This is a genomic window from Streptomyces sp. NPDC045470 (assembly GCF_040646595.1).
In the GTDB taxonomy this organism is placed as follows: Bacteria; Actinomycetota; Actinomycetes; order Streptomycetales; family Streptomycetaceae; genus Streptomyces.
The window spans coordinates 248,309-264,181 of the sequence record NZ_JBEZAN010000001.1; the positions used below are offsets into that span (position 1 = coordinate 248,309).

General features: G+C 73.6%; 9 protein-coding genes. 2 read left to right on the forward strand and 7 right to left on the reverse strand.

What is annotated here, in order from left to right:
* Positions 1 to 7: 7 nt before the first annotated feature.
* Positions 8 to 2,644, reverse strand: coding sequence for an aminopeptidase N (gene pepN, locus AB0A97_RS01095; RefSeq protein ID WP_361142699.1), 2,637 nt, complete (start codon positions 2,642 to 2,644; stop codon positions 8 to 10).
* A 137-nt stretch (positions 2,645 to 2,781) separates the two neighbouring features.
* Complete coding sequence (locus AB0A97_RS01100) at positions 2,782 to 3,657, reverse strand: AraC family transcriptional regulator (RefSeq protein ID WP_361142702.1); 876 nt, start codon at positions 3,655 to 3,657, stop codon at positions 2,782 to 2,784.
* 289 nt (positions 3,658 to 3,946) lie between these two features.
* Here AB0A97_RS01100 and AB0A97_RS01105 point away from each other — a divergent pair, with 289 nt between their 5' ends.
* Entirely contained in the window at positions 3,947 to 5,728 is a 1,782-nt protein-coding gene (locus AB0A97_RS01105; protein ID WP_361142705.1) for a beta-galactosidase, read from the forward strand.
* 49 nt (positions 5,729 to 5,777) lie between these two features.
* Here the strand turns inward: AB0A97_RS01105 and AB0A97_RS01110 are convergent, their stop codons facing one another.
* From AB0A97_RS01110 to AB0A97_RS01125, 4 genes are all read right to left on the reverse strand, one after another.
* The gene (locus AB0A97_RS01110) at positions 5,778 to 9,224 is read right to left on the reverse strand and encodes an endo-alpha-N-acetylgalactosaminidase family protein (protein WP_361142708.1); all 3,447 of its coding nucleotides are present in this window, start codon (positions 9,222 to 9,224) and stop codon (positions 5,778 to 5,780) included.
* 318 nt (positions 9,225 to 9,542) lie between these two features.
* Positions 9,543 to 10,742, reverse strand: coding sequence for a histidine kinase (locus AB0A97_RS01115; RefSeq protein WP_361145119.1), 1,200 nt, complete (start codon positions 10,740 to 10,742; stop codon positions 9,543 to 9,545).
* Between the two features lie 5 nt (positions 10,743 to 10,747).
* The gene (locus tag AB0A97_RS01120) at positions 10,748 to 11,446 is read right to left on the reverse strand and encodes a response regulator transcription factor (protein WP_361142711.1); all 699 of its coding nucleotides are present in this window, start codon (positions 11,444 to 11,446) and stop codon (positions 10,748 to 10,750) included.
* Positions 11,447 to 12,789: 1,343 nt separating this feature from the next.
* On the reverse strand, positions 12,790 to 13,602 hold the full coding sequence (locus AB0A97_RS01125; protein ID WP_361142714.1) for a serine protease: 813 nt from the start codon (positions 13,600 to 13,602) through the stop codon (positions 12,790 to 12,792).
* A 265-nt stretch (positions 13,603 to 13,867) separates the two neighbouring features.
* Here AB0A97_RS01125 and AB0A97_RS01130 point away from each other — a divergent pair, with 265 nt between their 5' ends.
* A complete protein-coding gene (locus AB0A97_RS01130; protein ID WP_361142717.1) occupies positions 13,868 to 14,791 on the forward strand; it encodes a hypothetical protein in 924 nt (307 codons plus the stop codon).
* Positions 14,792 to 14,886: 95 nt separating this feature from the next.
* Here AB0A97_RS01130 and AB0A97_RS01135 read toward each other — a convergent pair whose 3' ends face one another.
* Complete coding sequence (locus AB0A97_RS01135) at positions 14,887 to 15,864, reverse strand: hypothetical protein (protein WP_361142720.1); 978 nt, start codon at positions 15,862 to 15,864, stop codon at positions 14,887 to 14,889.
* Between the last annotated feature and the right edge of the window lie 9 nt (positions 15,865 to 15,873).

Below are 15,873 nucleotides of genomic sequence, written 5' to 3' on the forward strand. Positions count from 1 at the left end.
CGCGCCGTCACTCCCCCCGTACCCGCAGCGCCCTCCTCAGATCGTCGAGTTGGTCGATGAGCTTGCGGCGCAGGGCCGGGGACGGGTCGGCGGTGCGCAGGCACTCCTCGCCCAGTTGGAGAGTGGCCGTGTCGACCAGCGGTGTGGGGAAGGCGTAGCGGCCGGCGGAGTCGGCGAGGGCGGGACCGCGGCGGGCGGCGAGGGCCACGGCTGCGGGGAAGTAACGGGTGACGTAGGGGCGTACGAGATCGAGCTGTTCGGGGGCCCAGAAGCCGACGGCGGTGGCGTTGAAGAGGTAGTTGGACAGGTCGGTGTGCTCGTCGGTGGCGAACAGGGCGTCCCAGGCGGCTTGTTTGGCGGCCGGGTCCGGCAGGGCGGCGTGGCAGGTGGCGGCGCCCTGCCGGCCGGTGGCGCTGGGGTCGCGGGCCAGTTCGTCCTCGATGGCGGCGGGGGTGGTGGCGCCGAGGACGGCGAGCCGGCCGAGGATGCGCCAGCGCAGTTCCGGGTCGAGGGCGGGGCCACCGGGGACGCTGCCGCCGGAGAGCCAGTCCTGTATGCCGTCGGGGGTGGTGGCGCTGTCGATGAAGGTGCGGACGGCGGCCAGGCGCAGTCCTTGGCCGTCGCCGTTCTCGGAGCCTTCGGTGCGGCGCAGGATGTCGCGGGCGATGGTGCTGAGGGTGTTCAGTGCGGCGGGCCGGTCGGCGGCGGGGAGGTAGCGGTCGGCGATCTGGGCGCGGGCGAAGGCGAGGGCGCCGGAGACGATGGCGATGTCGGTCTCGTAGGGGAGGTGGGCGCGGGCGGTGTCGAGGTAGGCGGTGGGGTGCAGTTCGCCGTCGCGGACCATGTCGCGGGCGGCGTTCCAGGCGACGGCGCGGGTGAGGGCGTCGGGCAGGCCGGAGAGGGCGGTACGGACGGTGTCCCAGGAGGTGGGGTCGAGGCGGACCTTGGTGTAGGTGAGGTCGCCGTCGTTGAGGAGGACCAGGGCGGGGCGGGGGCCGGGGGCGGTGTGGAGGCGCTGCGGGGCGCCGTCCCGCGCGCCGGTGGAGTTGGTGCCGGCGGCCCGTGTGGCGCCGGACGCACCGGGAGCCGCGGAGGTGCCCGGCGCGTCGGCGGCCGTGGCGGTTCCGGGGTCCTGGGGTGTCGCTGCGGGGATGTCCCAGGTGAGGTGGTCGCGGGCGACGAGGCGGGTGGGGTCGGTGGGGTCGCGGTCGTAGAGGCCCGCGGTGAGGTGGTGGGGGCGGCTGCCGTCCCGGTCGACGCGGAGTGTCCAGCCGCCGCCGGGTGCGGTGCCGACGACGGGGGTGAGGGTGTCGATGCCGGTGGTGCGCAGCCAGTTCTCGGCCCAGGCGTGTACGTCCCGGTCGGTGGCCTGGGCGAGGGAGTCGACGAAGTCGGCGAGGGTGGCGTTGCCGAAGCGGTGTCGGGTGATGTGGTCGTTGACGCCGGCGAGGAAGTCCTTCTCGCCCATCCAGGCGACGAGCTGGCGCAGGGCGGAGGCGCCCTTGGCGTAGGAGATGCCGTCGAAGTTGAGGAGGGCGGAGTCGGTGTCGGGCACGTCCGCGGGGGCGACGGGGTGGGTGGAGGGGCGCTGGTCGGCGTCGGAGCCCCAGCCCTTGCGGGCGATGCCGAAGTCGGTCCAGGTGTCGGTGTAGCCGGTGGCTTCGGACAGCACCTGGTAGCTCATGTACTCGGCGAAGGACTCGTTGAGCCAGATGTCGTCCCACCACCGGAGGGTGACCAGGTCGCCGAACCACATGTGGGCCATCTCGTGGGCGATGACCAGGCCGCGGGTCTGGCGCTCGGTGTGGGTGACGGCGGAGCGGAAGACGAACTCCTCCCGGAAGGTGACCAGGCCGGGGTTCTCCATGGCGCCGGCGTTGAACTCGGGGACGAAGGCCTGGTCGTAGGAGTCGAAGGGGTAGGGCTCGTCGAAGAGGGTGTGGTAGCGGTCGTAGCAGCGGCGGGTGATGTCGAAGATCTCTTCGGCGTCCGTGGTCAGGTGGGGGGCCAGGGAGCTGCGGCAGTGGATGCCGAAGGGCAGTCCGGCGTGTTCGGTGCGGACGGTGTGCCAGGGGCCGGCCGCGACGGCGACGAGGTAGGTGCTGATGGGCGGGGTGGGGGCGAGGACGACGTGGTTCGCCTCGCCGGCCTGGCGGGTGGCGGTGCTGTTGCCCAGTACGGTCCAGCCGCCGGGTGCGGTGACGCTCAGGTCGAAGACGGCCTTCAGGTCGGGCTGGTCGAAGGCGGCGAAGACGCGCTGGGCGTTGTCCAGGAACAACTGGGTGTAGACGTAGGTCTCGCCGTCGGCGGGGTCGGTGAAGCGGTGCATGCCCTCGCCGGTGCGGGAGTAGGGCATGGTCGCTTCGAGGCGGAGTTCGTGGTCGCCTTCGGTGAGGCCGGTGAGCGGCAGGCGGTTGCCGTCGAGGGTCGCCGGGTCGAGGGGGCGGCCGTCGAGGGTGGCGGAGCGCAGCTCGTGCGGTGCGATGTCGATGAAGGTGTCGCCCGGGGTGCGCGCACTGAAGCGGACGGCCGTGCGGGACACGAAGTGCTCGGGGCCGTGGGTGAGGTCGAGGTCGATCACGTAGCGGTGGACGTCGAGGAGTCGGGCTCGGGTCTGCGCCTCGTCGCGCGTCAGTGCGGGCATGTGCTCATGCTGCCGTACGGCACTGACACCGCGCACTCGACCCGTGATTTTCCCGGTCCGGCCGGGCCCCTCGGTGCTCCGCGCGTGCCCCGGGCGTGCCCCGCGTGCGTGGCGGCGTGCCCTGGGCCGTGGCCGTCTCAGCCGATCCGCGGCGGGTCGTCGGGGTCGGGTACGCGGGTGGACCAGCCGCCGGGGACGTGGTGCCCCTGGCGGGCGCGGAAGTGGACGGGTGCGGTGCCGACGCGGCGGGTGAACAGGCGGCTGAAGTAGGCCGGGTCGGTGTAGCCGACGCGGCGGGCGACGGCGGCGACGGGGAGTTCGGTGGCGGCGAGGAGTTCTTTGGCGTGGCCGAGGCGGATGGCCAGGAGGTAGTCCTTGGGGCTGCATCCGGCGCCGCGGCGTACGGCGGTGCGCAGCGCGGCGGGGGTCATGCCGTGGCGGGCGGCGTGTTCGGCGACGGACAGGGGCAGGAACGCGTCGCGGGCGAGGGCCTGGAGTACGGGGTCGCCGTCCGCGTCGGTGTCGGCGCGGGCGCGCCGCAGGGCGACGAGGAGTTCGTGGACGGCGGCGGCGGTCTCGACTTCCAGGAGCGGGTTGCCGCGGCGGGCGGCGCGGGTGATGCGGCCGATGGCGGTGCGGGCGGCGGCGGTGTCGGCGAGCGGTACGAGGGAGCGGTCGGGTTCGATGTAGCCGAGTTCGGTGTAGGTGGTGGTGGCGGGGCCGGTGAAGTCGACGAAGCTTTCGTCCCAGCCGGTGTGCGGGTCGGCGCCGTAGTGGTGGGGGACGCCGGGGAGGAGCCACAGGAGGGCGGGGGCCGTGACAAGGGCCCGGGTGCCGTCGGGGGTGGTGAACCAGCCGCGGCCGGCGTGGACGACGACGGCGACGTGGTGGTCGAGGACGCGTGGGCCGACGGGTGGCAGGGTGCCGTGCTGAAGGCCGACGCCGAGGCAGACCAGGCCGAGCCGGTGGTGGACCGGGCGCGGTGTGAAGTACCGCATCCAGGTGTGGTACATGCGGGCGTCCTCCCGTCTCCGCGTACGGGGGCGTGTTCGTACGGGGTGGCGCGCCGCGCCGAGTCCGTCCGTGGCGCGGCCGTGTCCGCGTCCGTGTGCGGTCGGCCGGTTGCTTGCGCTTACTGGCCGGTCTTGCCCCTGTGCCGCCCGAGTTCCGTCCGAGTTCCGTCCAATCACTGCCGATCTTTGTCCATGGATTCCCGTGCCGCCAGAGGTGAGGGTGACCGGGACGGCGGACGGGCCGAGCACCGGGCGGGCCGGGACGGCGGAACGGGACAGGGTGGGCGGTATGGGCGAGTTCGTGGTGGGCGAGCGGAATTTCGAGCGGGACGGGCGGCCGATGCGGCTGCTGTCGGGGGCCCTGCACTACTTCCGGGTGCACGAGGCGCAGTGGGGGCACCGGTTGGCGATGCTGCGCGCCATGGGGCTGAACTGCGTCGAGACGTACGTGCCCTGGAACCTGCACGAGCCGCGGCCGGGCGTCCACCGCGATCCTGAGGCGCTGGGCCGCTTCCTGGACGCGGCGCGGGCGGCGGGGCTGCTCGCGCTGGTCAGGCCCGGTCCGTACATCTGCGCGGAGTGGGAGAACGGCGGGCTGCCGCATTGGCTGACCGGCCCGCTGGGGCGGCGGGTGCGGACCCGTGACGCGGAGTTCCTGCGGGCGGTGGACGCGTGGTTCGGGCGACTGCTGCCGCAGGTGGTGGCGCGCCAGTACGACCGGGGCGGTCCGGTCGTGATGGTGCAGGCGGAGAACGAGTACGGGTCGTACGGCAGCGACCGGGAGTACCTGGCGCACATGGTGGATCTGCTGCGCGGTCTGGGGGTGAGCGTGCCGCTGTTCACCTCGGACGGCCCGGAGGACCACATGCTCACCGGCGGTTCGGTGCCCGGTGTCCTGGCGACGGCCAACTTCGGTTCGGGGGCGCGGGAGGCTTTCGCGGCGCTGCGCCGTCATCAGCCGGGCGGCCCGTTGATGTGCATGGAGTTCTGGTGCGGCTGGTTCTCCCACTGGGGTGACGCTTCGGTGGCGCGCTCTTCGGGGGACGCGGCGGACGCGCTGCGGGAGATCCTGGAGTGCGGTGCGTCGGTCAACGTCTACATGGCGCACGGCGGTACGAACTTCGGGGGCTGGGCGGGGGCGAATCGTTCCGGCGAGCTGCACGACGGGGTGTTGCAGCCCACCGTCACGTCGTACGACTACGACGCGCCGATCGATGAACGCGGGCACCCTACGGAGAAGTTCCGCCGGTTCCGCGAGGTCCTGGCCGCGTATGCGCCGGGCCCGCTGCCGGAGGTCCCCGTACCGCCGCCGGTCCTCGCCGCGCCCGTACGGGCCGAGTCCGGCGGGTGGGCGCCGCTCACGGACGTGCTGGAGGTCCTCGGTGGTCCCGAGGTGGCGTCGGGTGTGCCGCCGACATTCGAGGAGCTGGACGTGGACCGTGGTGTGGTGCGGTACCGCTTCGAGGTTCCCGGGCCGCGCGGGCCGCTTCCGCTGCGGGTGGCGGGGCTGCGCGATCTGGCGGTGACGTACGTGGACGGGGCGCGCGGGCCGACCCTGTGCGAGGAGGACGCGGAGATCGGTGCGGCGGTGTCCGGGCCCGCCACTGTGGAGCTGTGGGTGGAGTCGCTGGGGCGCGTCAACTACGGTCCGCGGCTCGGGGAGCCGAAGGGCATCAGGGGCGGGGTGCTGCACGAGCGGCAGTACCTGCACGGGGTACGGGCGCGGGGGCTGCGGCTGGACGCGCTGGAGGACGCGGCGGCGGTGCGGCGGGTGCCGTTCAGGGTATACGGCGACCGCCCCTTCGGTTCCGGGCAGCCGGGCCTCCACCGGGCCACGCTGTCCGTGCCCTCCCCCGGCGACGCCGCCCTCGAACTGTCCGGATGGACGCGCGGTTTCGCCTGGGTGAACGGGTTCTGCCTGGGCCGCTACTGGGCGGCCGGTCCGCAGCGGACCTTGTTCGTCCCCGGCTCGGTGCTGCGTCCGGGCGCCAACGAGCTGCTCCTGCTGGAGCTGGAGGGCGCCCCCGCCCTTGAGGGGGAGCGGGCAGAGGCGCCCCGCCTGGTGCCCTGACGCGTCGGTCTTCCGTTGCCGGGCCGGCCGGTCGCCGGTGCCTGACGTGTCAGGCTTCCCGTACCTCGAAGGCGTCCAGGACGAATTCCGCCTTTCCGTCGCCGCCCGTCTTGCGCAGTCCCACCCACGCCTCGCCGCTCTCCGGGGCGGTGAACTCGTAGGCGTGCGAGGTGGGCCGCGTGGCGACGGGCAGCGGGGTGCGGCTCAGTTCGCGGGCTCCGGGGTCGTCGACGGCCGTGATCCAGGCGTACTGGCCGGCCTTCTCGTTCTCGTAGCGGAAACTGACCCGGTAGCGGCGTCCGGGGAGGAAACGCACGGTGTGCGGCACGGTCCGGTAGACCAGTCCCGTGTTCTCGCCGCGGGACTTCAGGGACTGGCCGCCGTCGATGACGTCGTCGACGCTCTTGCCGTTCCAGCCGCGCTGGGTGAAGGGCGCGTGCCGCTGCGCGATGTGCGTGCGCGGGTCGGTGACCTGGCCCGCGTCGCCCTTGACGAAGGGGCCCCAGCCCTGCGGTACGTGCTCGAAGTCCTCGTACGCGACGGTGCCCGGCCGGCGGGCGGGAACCGCGGCGACCACCCGCACGTCGTCGAATCGAATACGCGGAGTGCCCGCCGCGGTGCGGAGGGTGAGGGTGGCGGGACCGCCGCCCTCGGGGACGGTGAAGGGGGTGAACATCCGTTGGAAGCGAGTGCCGTGCTTGCGGTCGGCGGCGACGAAGTTCCCGGCAGTGGAGGTCTCCGTCCAGTTGGCGGCCGTGACGCCGTCGCCGGTGCGCACCTCCAGCGTGGCCCGGCGCCGCTCCCCCGGCCGCGCGCCGACCTCCACCTGCACGGATGCCGTGTAGGTGCCGGGCGCGAGGCGGGCGAGCCGCTGGCTGACGGCTGCCGCGCCGCCCGCGCCGACGACCAGTTCGTAGTCGCCGAGGGCGCTCGGCTCGACGGTGGCGGGCCCGCTGACCTGCCAGGCGTCGAGAGTGCCGGAGTGGAAGCCGGGGTCGGCGAGCGGCGTGCCCTCGCCCCAGCCGGGTCCGGTCCGCCCGGCCCCGTGCCGGCCGTGTCCGCCGCTCCCCTGGCCCCAGCCGCGGCCGCCCTGGGCCGGTGCGGGGCGGCGGTAGAGGACGTACGGCCGGCCGGCCGCGGCGGTGACGGTGACCTTGCCGCCGCGTACGGTCAGCCGCTCCGGCCGACTCCGGCCCTGGTCGGTGAGCCGGTAGGCGTACACGCTCCGGGTGCCGGACCAGCCGCGGGGCAGCGTCCAGGTGGTCGCGCCGCCACCGGGGTTGTAGTGGTAGAGCTTCTCGGGGTCGGTGGCGCGGCGGGGTTCCCAGGGCAGCAGGTAGGTGCCGCCGTCGTACACCAGGCGTCCGTCGGTGGTGATGCGGCGGGTGCCGCCGGTGTCGGTGACGGTGGTGCCGGTCGGCCCCTCGAAGGTGATCTCATGATCGCGCCAGGTGCGGATCGGGTACGCCTGGAGGTACTTGGCGGGCAGCGCGTCCACCCAGATGACGGTGTAGAAGGCGTGCCAGTCGGTCTTGCCGACCCAGCCCTCGAAGTTCCCCATCCGGGCACCGCCCAGCAGCGTGGGCCACTTGTCCGCGAACACGTCCTTCTGGTGGTTGCGGACGAAGCGGATGAGCCGGGAGTTGATGCCGCGGGAGGTGTCGCCGCCGTAGTCGGTCTCGTTGGCCCAGTGCGACCACAGGGCGGAGCGCTCCAGGCCGTGGCCCCATTCGGTGGTCACCTGCCAGCCCTGGGCGCGCAGGTGGCGCTGGAGGCGGTCGGAGTTCCAGCCGGATTCGCGGAAGACGTCGATGTAGAGGGTGTTCAGGGCGGGGTCGGTCTCCTCGCGGAGCTGCCGGAAGCGGCGGACGATGTCGCCGGAGACCAGGTCGCGGCGGGCGTCGATGCGGTAGGACTGGTCGAGCCAGTCCCACTGGGCGTCGTTCTTGTCGACCAGGGTCTCGGAGAAGGCGTGCGCGACGGGGTAGGACTCGGTGGCGTTGACATGCACGGCGAAGTCGCTGTGCCAGACCTTTCCGGCACGCAGCAGGGTGTTGAGGTCGGCGAGGCCCCCGGCGCGGGTGTTGTGGTTGCCGCCGTAGTCGGGGTGGGCGGAGTCGTGGCCTTCGGACTGGTAGCCCTTCAGGAGCGTGAACTGCCGCAGCCCGTCGGTGGCGAGCGCGATCCGCTTGACGTTGTCGAGGGTGGCCAGGAAGGGGTTGGTGGCCTGGCTGGCGAAGTTGAAGGGGATGTGGGCGACGACGCGCAGGTGCTGGTCGTCGGCGCCGAGCGGGTCGAACATGATGTCGCGCAGCGCGATGGCCGCGTCCTGCCAGTCGGCGGTGCCGTCGCCGTTGCGGTCGCGGGTGAGGACGACGGTGGCGTACGGCAGGGGTTCGGTGTCGTCCAGGGGCGCGGTGGCCGCGCGGTGGGTCCACTGGCCGCAACCGAGGCGCGCGTAGCGGTGGCCGCCGCTCGCGGTGGTCTGCCGCCACAGTCGCCCGTTCTCCCAGGTGGTGGCGCCGCTGGGCGTGTCGTACACGGTGTTGGTCTCGACGGCGGCGGCCAGTTCGCCGGTGGCGGCCACCGCGTACGCGCATCCGGTAGGGGCGGCGTCCACCGGGGTGACGGGCGTGATCCGGACGAGGGTGTCACCGCTCTTGGCCTTGTCCAGGTCGATCCGGGCGGCCAGGAGGGCGGCGCCGGGCTGGTCGCTGCGGACGCTCAGCAGGGCGAGCCCGGGGATCTGGAGGGTTCCCACGCGGAGGGCCGGGGTGTCGGCGATTCTGGTGACGCGCCAGTCGACGTGCCATCCGCCGACGGTGATCTCGGCGTCGATCTCGGTGCCGCCGTCGAAGGCGAGGGTGTAGGTGATGCGGTCGGCGGCCGGGCGGGAGGTGACCCGGGGCGTGCGGACGGTGCCGTCGATGAGGAGCCGGGTGACCGGGTCGGGCTGGCCGTGCAGGACGGCTCCGGTGCCCCGGTCGGTGTAAGAGAGGACGCGGGGGAAGCCGGTGTCGACGCGGACCTCCAGGGCGCCGGACCGCAGCACCGCCTCACCGGCCCGGGGCCGCGGGTACGGTGCGGTGCCGGTGCCGGTGCTTGCGGCGTACGCGCTGGTGCCGCCGAGCGGGAGGGTGGCGGCGATTCCGGCGAGCGCGGTACCGACGACGAGCTTCCTGCGGGTGGGGCCGAGCTCGGCGTCGGTCGGGGTTCCGGGGCCGGGCGGGGTTCCGGGGCCGGGCGGGGTTCCGGGGCCGGGCGGGGTGGCGGCGTCGGGCGGGGCTTCGGCGCCGGACGGGGTGGCAGGGCCGGGCGGGATTCCGAGGCCGGGCGAGGTGGCAGGGCCGGGCGGGATTCCGAGGCCGGGCGAGGTGGCGGCACCGGGCGGGGTGTCGGCACGGGGCGGGGTGTCGGCGTCGGGCGGGGTTGGTACGAACGCCGGTCCTCCCCCGGCGGTCGCGGCACCCGCGCCTGCCGCCTGCCCCGCGTCCATCGGCTCCCCGCCCGCCGGTCGCCCCGCGCCCGTTGGCTGCGCTCCGGCCGGTTGTTCCGCTCCTGTCGGTCCGTTCACAAGCGCTCTCCGTCCTTCGCACCGGCTCTGTCCGTCGCGGGACAGGGTGCTGGGTGCGCGGCGGGCGCGCCCATGGACAAAGGGGCGGGAGGTGTTGGACTAACGAATCGGTGCCGAGGAGGTCTTGTACGGCTCGTACGACTCGTACGGGCCACTGGGGCCACCGGGTTCACCGGACCAGCGGGGCCAGCCGGGGCAGCCGGGGCAGCCGGGGCAGCCGGGGCAGCCGGGTCAGCCGGGTCAGCCGGGGCAGCCGGGGGGCTCCTTCCCGTACCCCCCGTCCTCTTCCCCTACCTTTGCCTCCCCCTCCCCCAGCGGCAGCACGGCCCGTACCTCCCAGCCGCCCTCCGGTGCGGGGCCTGCGGTCAGCCGGCCGCCCATCGCCTCGGCGCGCTCGGTGAGTCCGGCCAGGCCGAAGCCGCCGCCGCTGGCCTGTTCGGAGAGGCGGACGGGGTGTCCCCCGTCGTCGGCGACGCGCAGTTCCAGGCCGGACGGGACGGTACGGAGATTGATGCGGACGACGGTGGCGTCCGCGGCGTGCTTGCGGATGTTGGTGAGGGCTTCGCGGACGATGCGGTAGACGGCGGTGGCGACTTCGGCGGGAACCGTCCCGTCGAGGCCCTTCTCGATGTGCAGGGCGACGGGCGGGCCGGTGCGGGCGTATGCCTCGGTGAGGGTGTGCACGTCGGCCAGTCCGGCGAGCGGCCGGCCGCGGACAGCGCTCTCCCGCAGGACGTGGACCAGGCGGCGCATCGCGCTCAGCGCCTCGCCGCCGGAGGTCTCGATCCGTTCGAAGGCGGCGTCCGCCCCTGGCCCGTCGAGTGCGGTGAAGCGAGCGGCGCGGGCCTGGACGACGATGCCGGTGACATGGTGGGCGACGACGTCGTGCAGTTCGCGAGCGAGTTCCAGGCGTTCGGCGGTCCGTACGGCGGCCAGGTCACGCATCCGCTGGGCGTCCTGCCAGCGCAGGATCAGCGAATAGGCGCTGACGACGACGGTCAGTACGCCGTAGACGACGGTCCACAGGCCCAGCCGGATGTCGCGCATCGGGGCGAGGACGCAGGCCAGGCCCAGCAGGGGACCGAGGATCGCGGCGGTGCGGCCGGGGGCGCGGTGCACCACGCCGGTGAGCAGGACCAGCAGGGCGATGCCTTCGCCGAGTCCCCACACCGCGAGAGCGTGCTGTCCGGCGATCAGGACCACCGAGGCGGCGAGGGAGACACTCGCGGCGGTCCAGGCACGGACGCGCAGTGGCACGCGCGCGTTGGGTACGGCACACAGGCAGACGACGACAGCGGCGGCGACGACCGTGGCGTGCGGGCGGGTGGGCTGCCGGGCCAGCGCGACGCTCTCGAAGCCGATGAGGAAGAGCAGGACCGCGGCGAGGGCGGCCTTGCCGGCGGTGGCCTTACGCGGGTGGGCACGGGCCCAGCCGGTCAGCGGGCTCACGGTACGGCCGGCCCGCCGCCGGTGCCGCCCGCGGCGAGCCCGCTCTTCCAGGCCCAGGCGGCGATCTCGACGCGGTTGCGGGCATCCAGTTTGGCCTGGACGTTGGCGAGGTGAGTCTTGACGGTGGACAGCGAGACATAGAGTTCGGCGGCGATCTCGGCGTTGGTCCGGCCGCGGGCGAGGGCGCGTACGACGTCCTGTTCGCGTTCGGTCAGCGGCTCGGTGAGGGTACGGGTGGTGCCGGCGGCCGTGGCGGGGGCCAGTTCGCGCAGCAGCCGTACGGTGATCGCGGGCGAGATCAGCGCGTCACCGGCCGCGGCGGCGCGTACGGCCTCCACGAGCATGGCGGGGCTGGCGTCCTTGAGCAGGAAGCCGGAGGCACCGCCTTGCAGCGCGGCGTGCACATACGCGTCGAGGTCGAAGGTGGTGACGATGACGATGCGCGGCTTGTGCCCGTACTCGGGGTGGGCGGCGGCGCGCTCGGCGAGCCGACGGGTGACCTCCAGGCCGTCGGCCTCGGGCATCCGGATGTCGAGCAGCAGGACGTCGGGGCGCAGCCGCTCCACCGCGGACAGGGCCGCCGCGCCGTCCACGACGTCGGCGAGGACCTCGATGTCCGGCTGGCTCTCCAGGATCATCCGGAAGCCCGTCCGGACCATCTCCTGGTCGTCCGCGATGACCACGCTGATCGCCATGTGTCCCTGTGCTCCTGTGCCCCTGTGTTGCTGTGCTCCTGTGCTCCTCGCGCTGTCCGTGCGCCGTACGTCGTGCGCCGCGTCCCGTTCCCGGTGCCCGGCAGCGGCCCGGGTCCCTCCGCTGCGTTCCATCTGACCTGCGGTGATCGCGCCCCGCAACCGCTGGGGCGGGCCCGGCCCGGTCACCGGCGGGCGGCGTGTGGGGCGCAGTGACCGTCGTGGTGCGGAGGCCGGCAGCAGACGGGCGGATGCGGGATTCGGCAGCAGGCCGGTGGGTGCGGGCCCGGGCGTCCGGCGTGCTCGCAAGCGCGGGGGCCGGGAGCCCGAGCGGCACAGTGCGGCTCCGGGCCGTCGCGGGACGGCCTGGGTGCTCGTACGGGACAGTCGCCGCCGGGGCGGGCGGCGCTGCCGGACTGGGCGGTCCGGTTGAGCCGGTCGAACCGGACGACCCGATCGGTCCAGTCAGTCCGGTCGGTCCAGTCAGTCCGGTCGGTGCGGTCGGTTCCGGCAAGGGTGGAGGCCGTCGTGGGAACGGTCTGAAGTTCGTGGCCGCCGCTGCCGAGCAGCAGCCAGGTGACGGCTGCGGCGGAGGCGGCCAGCAGCAGGACGGCGATCGCCGTCGTCCGGTGGTCGCCAGGGTGGGCGGGACCGTGACCCGGAGGCTGTGGCGTGCGGCGGAGGCGGGGCTCGGTGGTCACCCGGCCCACGCTAGGAAGGAGGCGCGCCTGCGGGTATCGGCCTTCCGGCCAAGCGTCGGCGCCCGCACCCCGGCCGAAAGGACGAGCGGGGTACCTCTCCGGTAGGACACGGTGGGCCAGTAGTACCCAGTGGGCCCAGTAGTACCCGGTACAACTCAGCCGGGCCCCAGTAGGCCCCAGTACACCCGGCCAGGTCCGGCTAGGCCCGGCAGGTCCGGCAGGTCCGGCAGACCCACGCCAGAACCCGTTGGCCCCGGCGCCGAAAAGCGCGACCGCGCCCCGTTGCCGTCCGGCACCGGGACGCGGCCTCCGCGCTGCATGGTGGCGGCCCTCAGCCGGCCGATCCCCCAGCCCGCCGGCCCCTCGGCCGGCCGGGCCGTCAGTCGGCCGAACCGTCGGCCGGCCGGACCGTCAGCCCTCCGGCCTCCCAACCGACCGAACCTCAGCCCGCCAGACGGCCACACCGCCGGACCGCCGAACCCCAGCCCGCCGCACGGCCGCACAGCCGCACAGCCGCACAGCCGCACAGCCGCACGGTCAGCCGACCGAACCTCAGTCCGCCAGACCACCATCCGTCGGGCCTCAACCCGCCGGACGACCGCACGGCCGCACGACCGCACAGCCGCACGGCCAGTCACCCGGACCTCAGCCCGCCAGCCCCTCAGCCGCCTTCTTGATGTCCGCGGCGAAGGTGCTCACCTCGGTGTAGACGCCGGGCTTGCCGGGGCGGGCGCAGCCCTCGCCCCAGCTGACGATGCCGACCTGGAGCCACTGGCCGGCCTCGTCCTTGCGGAACATCGGGCCGCCGGAGTCGCCCTGGCAGGTGTCGGTGCCGCCGGTGTCCAGCTTCCCGGCGCAGATCTCCTCGCCGGGGGTGAGCTGGTCGCCGTACGCCTTCTTGCAGGTGGCGTCGTCGACGAAGGGGACCTTGGCCTTGAGGAGGTAGCGCTGCTGCTGGCCGCCCTCCTTGTCGGCGCCCCAGCCGGCTATGTCGAACTCGCCGGTGGTGAGCTTGTCATCGGTGGCGATCTTCAGGGTCGGCAGGTCGATGGGCTTGGCGAGCTTGATGAGCGCCCAGTCCTTGCCCTTGCCGTTGTAGCCGGGGGCCTGGAGGACCTCGGTGGACTTGACGCTGACGGCCTTGGAGTCCTCCAGGTCGACGACGCCCGCGGTGGCCGTGATGGAGGTGTTGGGGCCGCTGCCGTCGACGCAGTGGGCGGCGGTGAGCACGACGTCCTTGGCGTAGAGGGCGCCGCCGCAGCCCATCGACAGCCGGACCATGAACGGGAATTCGCCCTGGCTCGCCTTGGTGCCGCCGACGATCTTGGTGTGGATGCCGTCGGGCTGCGGTGTGGGGGTGGGCGCGGCGTTGGCGGCGGCGGGCTGGAGGCTGACGGCCGCGAGGGCGACGGCCGCGGTGGCGGTGGCTCTCTTCAGGTTCTTCAGCTGGCTTCGCAACGGGCTTCCTTTCGTGGGGGGTTGCACGCCGATGTCAGGCCCATGCCAACGCGAGAACCGGAAAGGACCGCCGTAGAACGTGCGCGAAAGTCGGCAGCACGCCGCAAGGCGTCCGGACCCAGTGGGGGATGAGCCCGCAAAGCGCCCTTGGATTATGTGGACTCGGCGATCACAGTGGCAAGGGTGTACATCTGACCAACTCCTGTTCTACCCATGTCGCCTGCCGCCCATACCGGACGTTCCCGGCGAGACGTACAGTGGCCGTGTGGCGGCGACGGGAAGTCCGGGCAGTTCCGGCGGTGACATCGAGCACGGCTATCCGCACCTGGACACGGTGCGCGCGGCCGTCACCGCGCTCTACAAGCGCCTGTCGTACGACACAGTGCGCACCTTCGACACGAGCGTGCCGCCCGCCGAAGTCGCCTTCGACGACGGCGAAGAGCTGTACGCGGGCGCGCAGCGGGTGGCCCGCGCCATGGTGCAGCACCTGCGGCTGCCCGACGCGCGGGTGATCGTCGCCTTCCGCGACATGACCCTCGCGGCCAACGTCGAACTGACCGCGGGCCCCGAGTACTTCGTCGAGCTGAACAGCCGCTTCAAGACACACCGCCGGGACATCGGCGCCGCCCTCGCCCACGAGGTGATGCACGTCTATCTGCACCGCCTCGACCTGTCCTTCCCCGGCACCCGCGCCAATGAGATCCTCACCGACACCGCTACCACCTACCTGGGGGCGGGCTGGCTGCTGCTGGACGCGTACCGCGAGCACGGGCCGTTCTCGCAGAAGCTGGGCTACCTGACGCCGGAGGAGTTCGGTTACGTCCTCGCCAAGCGCGCGCTGCTCTTCGGCGAGGACCCGGCGCCGTGGTTCACCAGCCCGCAGGCGTACGACGCCTACAAGGCGGGCATGGCGCTGGCCCGCCGCGACGCGCAGCAGCCGCCGCTGGCCGCGGCCGGCTGGGCGGGCCGCCGCCGCTACGCCGGAGCCCGGCGCGCGGCCCAGGACCCGCGGCGCGCCGGCCGGCCCGACAGCCGCACACCGGCCGGCGGCTACGCCTTCGAGGGAAGTGCGCCGCTGCGCGTGTCCTTCCCCTGCCCGACGTGCCACCAGCGCATCCGCGTCCCGGTGCGCGGCCGGCTGCGGGCCCGCTGCGGGCTGTGCCGTACGGAGCTGGAGTGCGACACGTAGCCGCACCCGGCGGCCCTGCTGGCACCTGGCAGCTCGCAACGGTCCCCCGGCAGCACGGCGGCGGCCCCCTGCCCGAAGGCCGGTCTCACCCCGCCTCAGCCGTGGCAGACCACCTTCGCGGCCCCGGCCCCGTGGTGGGCGCGGTCCCGGCCCGGCGAGTGGTTGTCGCCGCGGTCCATCAGCTTGACGCCGATCTTGTTCTGGCGGACCGGGAAGGTGCCGACCGTCTGCCAGCTGCCCCGGTGGGCGACCTGGTCGATGGCGAAGTCCCCGACCTTGGTGCCCGCGTTGAAGGGGTCGGTGAGCACCTGGTAGTGGGTCGGGCTGCCCTGGACGTCACGCTCGCTGGGGCCCCAGGGGACGTAGATCTGCACCTGGCAGCTACGGGACTCCGGGCCCGGCTCCCACCACCACATGATGTTGTTGTCGGTGTCCTTGTTCGGGTCGCCGGACATCGGTACGGACGTGAACTGGCCGCTGCAGCCGCCGTCGCGGGTGCTGCCGCCGCTGAGCCCGTACCAGCCCACGCCGACCTCGCCGTGGACGCCGGCCTGGTGGTAGCCGCCGCGCGGGGGCGTCGGGCAGCCGGGGCCCGCGATGCCCTCGTACGTGACCTTGGCGTTGGCGCCCTTGACCTTCGGCGGGTCGGGCTTCTTGGGCTCGGACTTCGGGGTCTTCTTGGGGGTGGGAGTGCCGGCCGGGGTCTTCTCCGCCCCCGGCGCGGCCGGGTCGGGCTTCTTGTCGTCCGGTGTCGCGCCGGGTGCCTTGCCGGGCTTGGCCGACGGCAGCGGGTTGCCGGTCTTCGTCTGCTGCGGCTGCTTGGCGGCGACGGCCTGCTCCTGGCCGTCGCCGAAGCGCACCTGGGAGACGCCGAGGGTGGCGAGCGCCACCGCGCCCACGCCGACCCCGGCCAGGACGGGCAGACCGAGCGCCGTCTTCCACACCCGGCGCCCGGGTGCCAGGCCGCGCTTCGGTGTGCGCGCGCCCTTGGAGAAGGCTTCCGCGAAACCGGACCGGGACGGGTCGGATGCGCCGGAGCGGTCCGGTCCGGCGCTCTTGTTCGGCTGTGACAACGGGGGTTC

Bases quoted from the DNA above. Each gene is read 5' to 3' on its own strand.
- AB0A97_RS01105 (WP_361142705.1), top strand. From the start codon at position 3,947: ATGGGCGAGTTCGTGGTGGGCGAGCGGAATTTCGAGCGGGACGGGCGG.
- AB0A97_RS01100 (WP_361142702.1), bottom strand. From the start codon at position 3,657: ATGTACCACACCTGGATGCGGTACTTCACACCGCGCCCGGTCCACCAC.
- AB0A97_RS01120 (WP_361142711.1), bottom strand. From the start codon at position 11,446: ATGGCGATCAGCGTGGTCATCGCGGACGACCAGGAGATGGTCCGGACG.
- AB0A97_RS01110 (WP_361142708.1), bottom strand. From the start codon at position 9,224: ATGGACGCGGGGCAGGCGGCAGGCGCGGGTGCCGCGACCGCCGGGGGA.
- pepN (WP_361142699.1), bottom strand. From the start codon at position 2,644: ATGCCCGCACTGACGCGCGACGAGGCGCAGACCCGAGCCCGACTCCTC.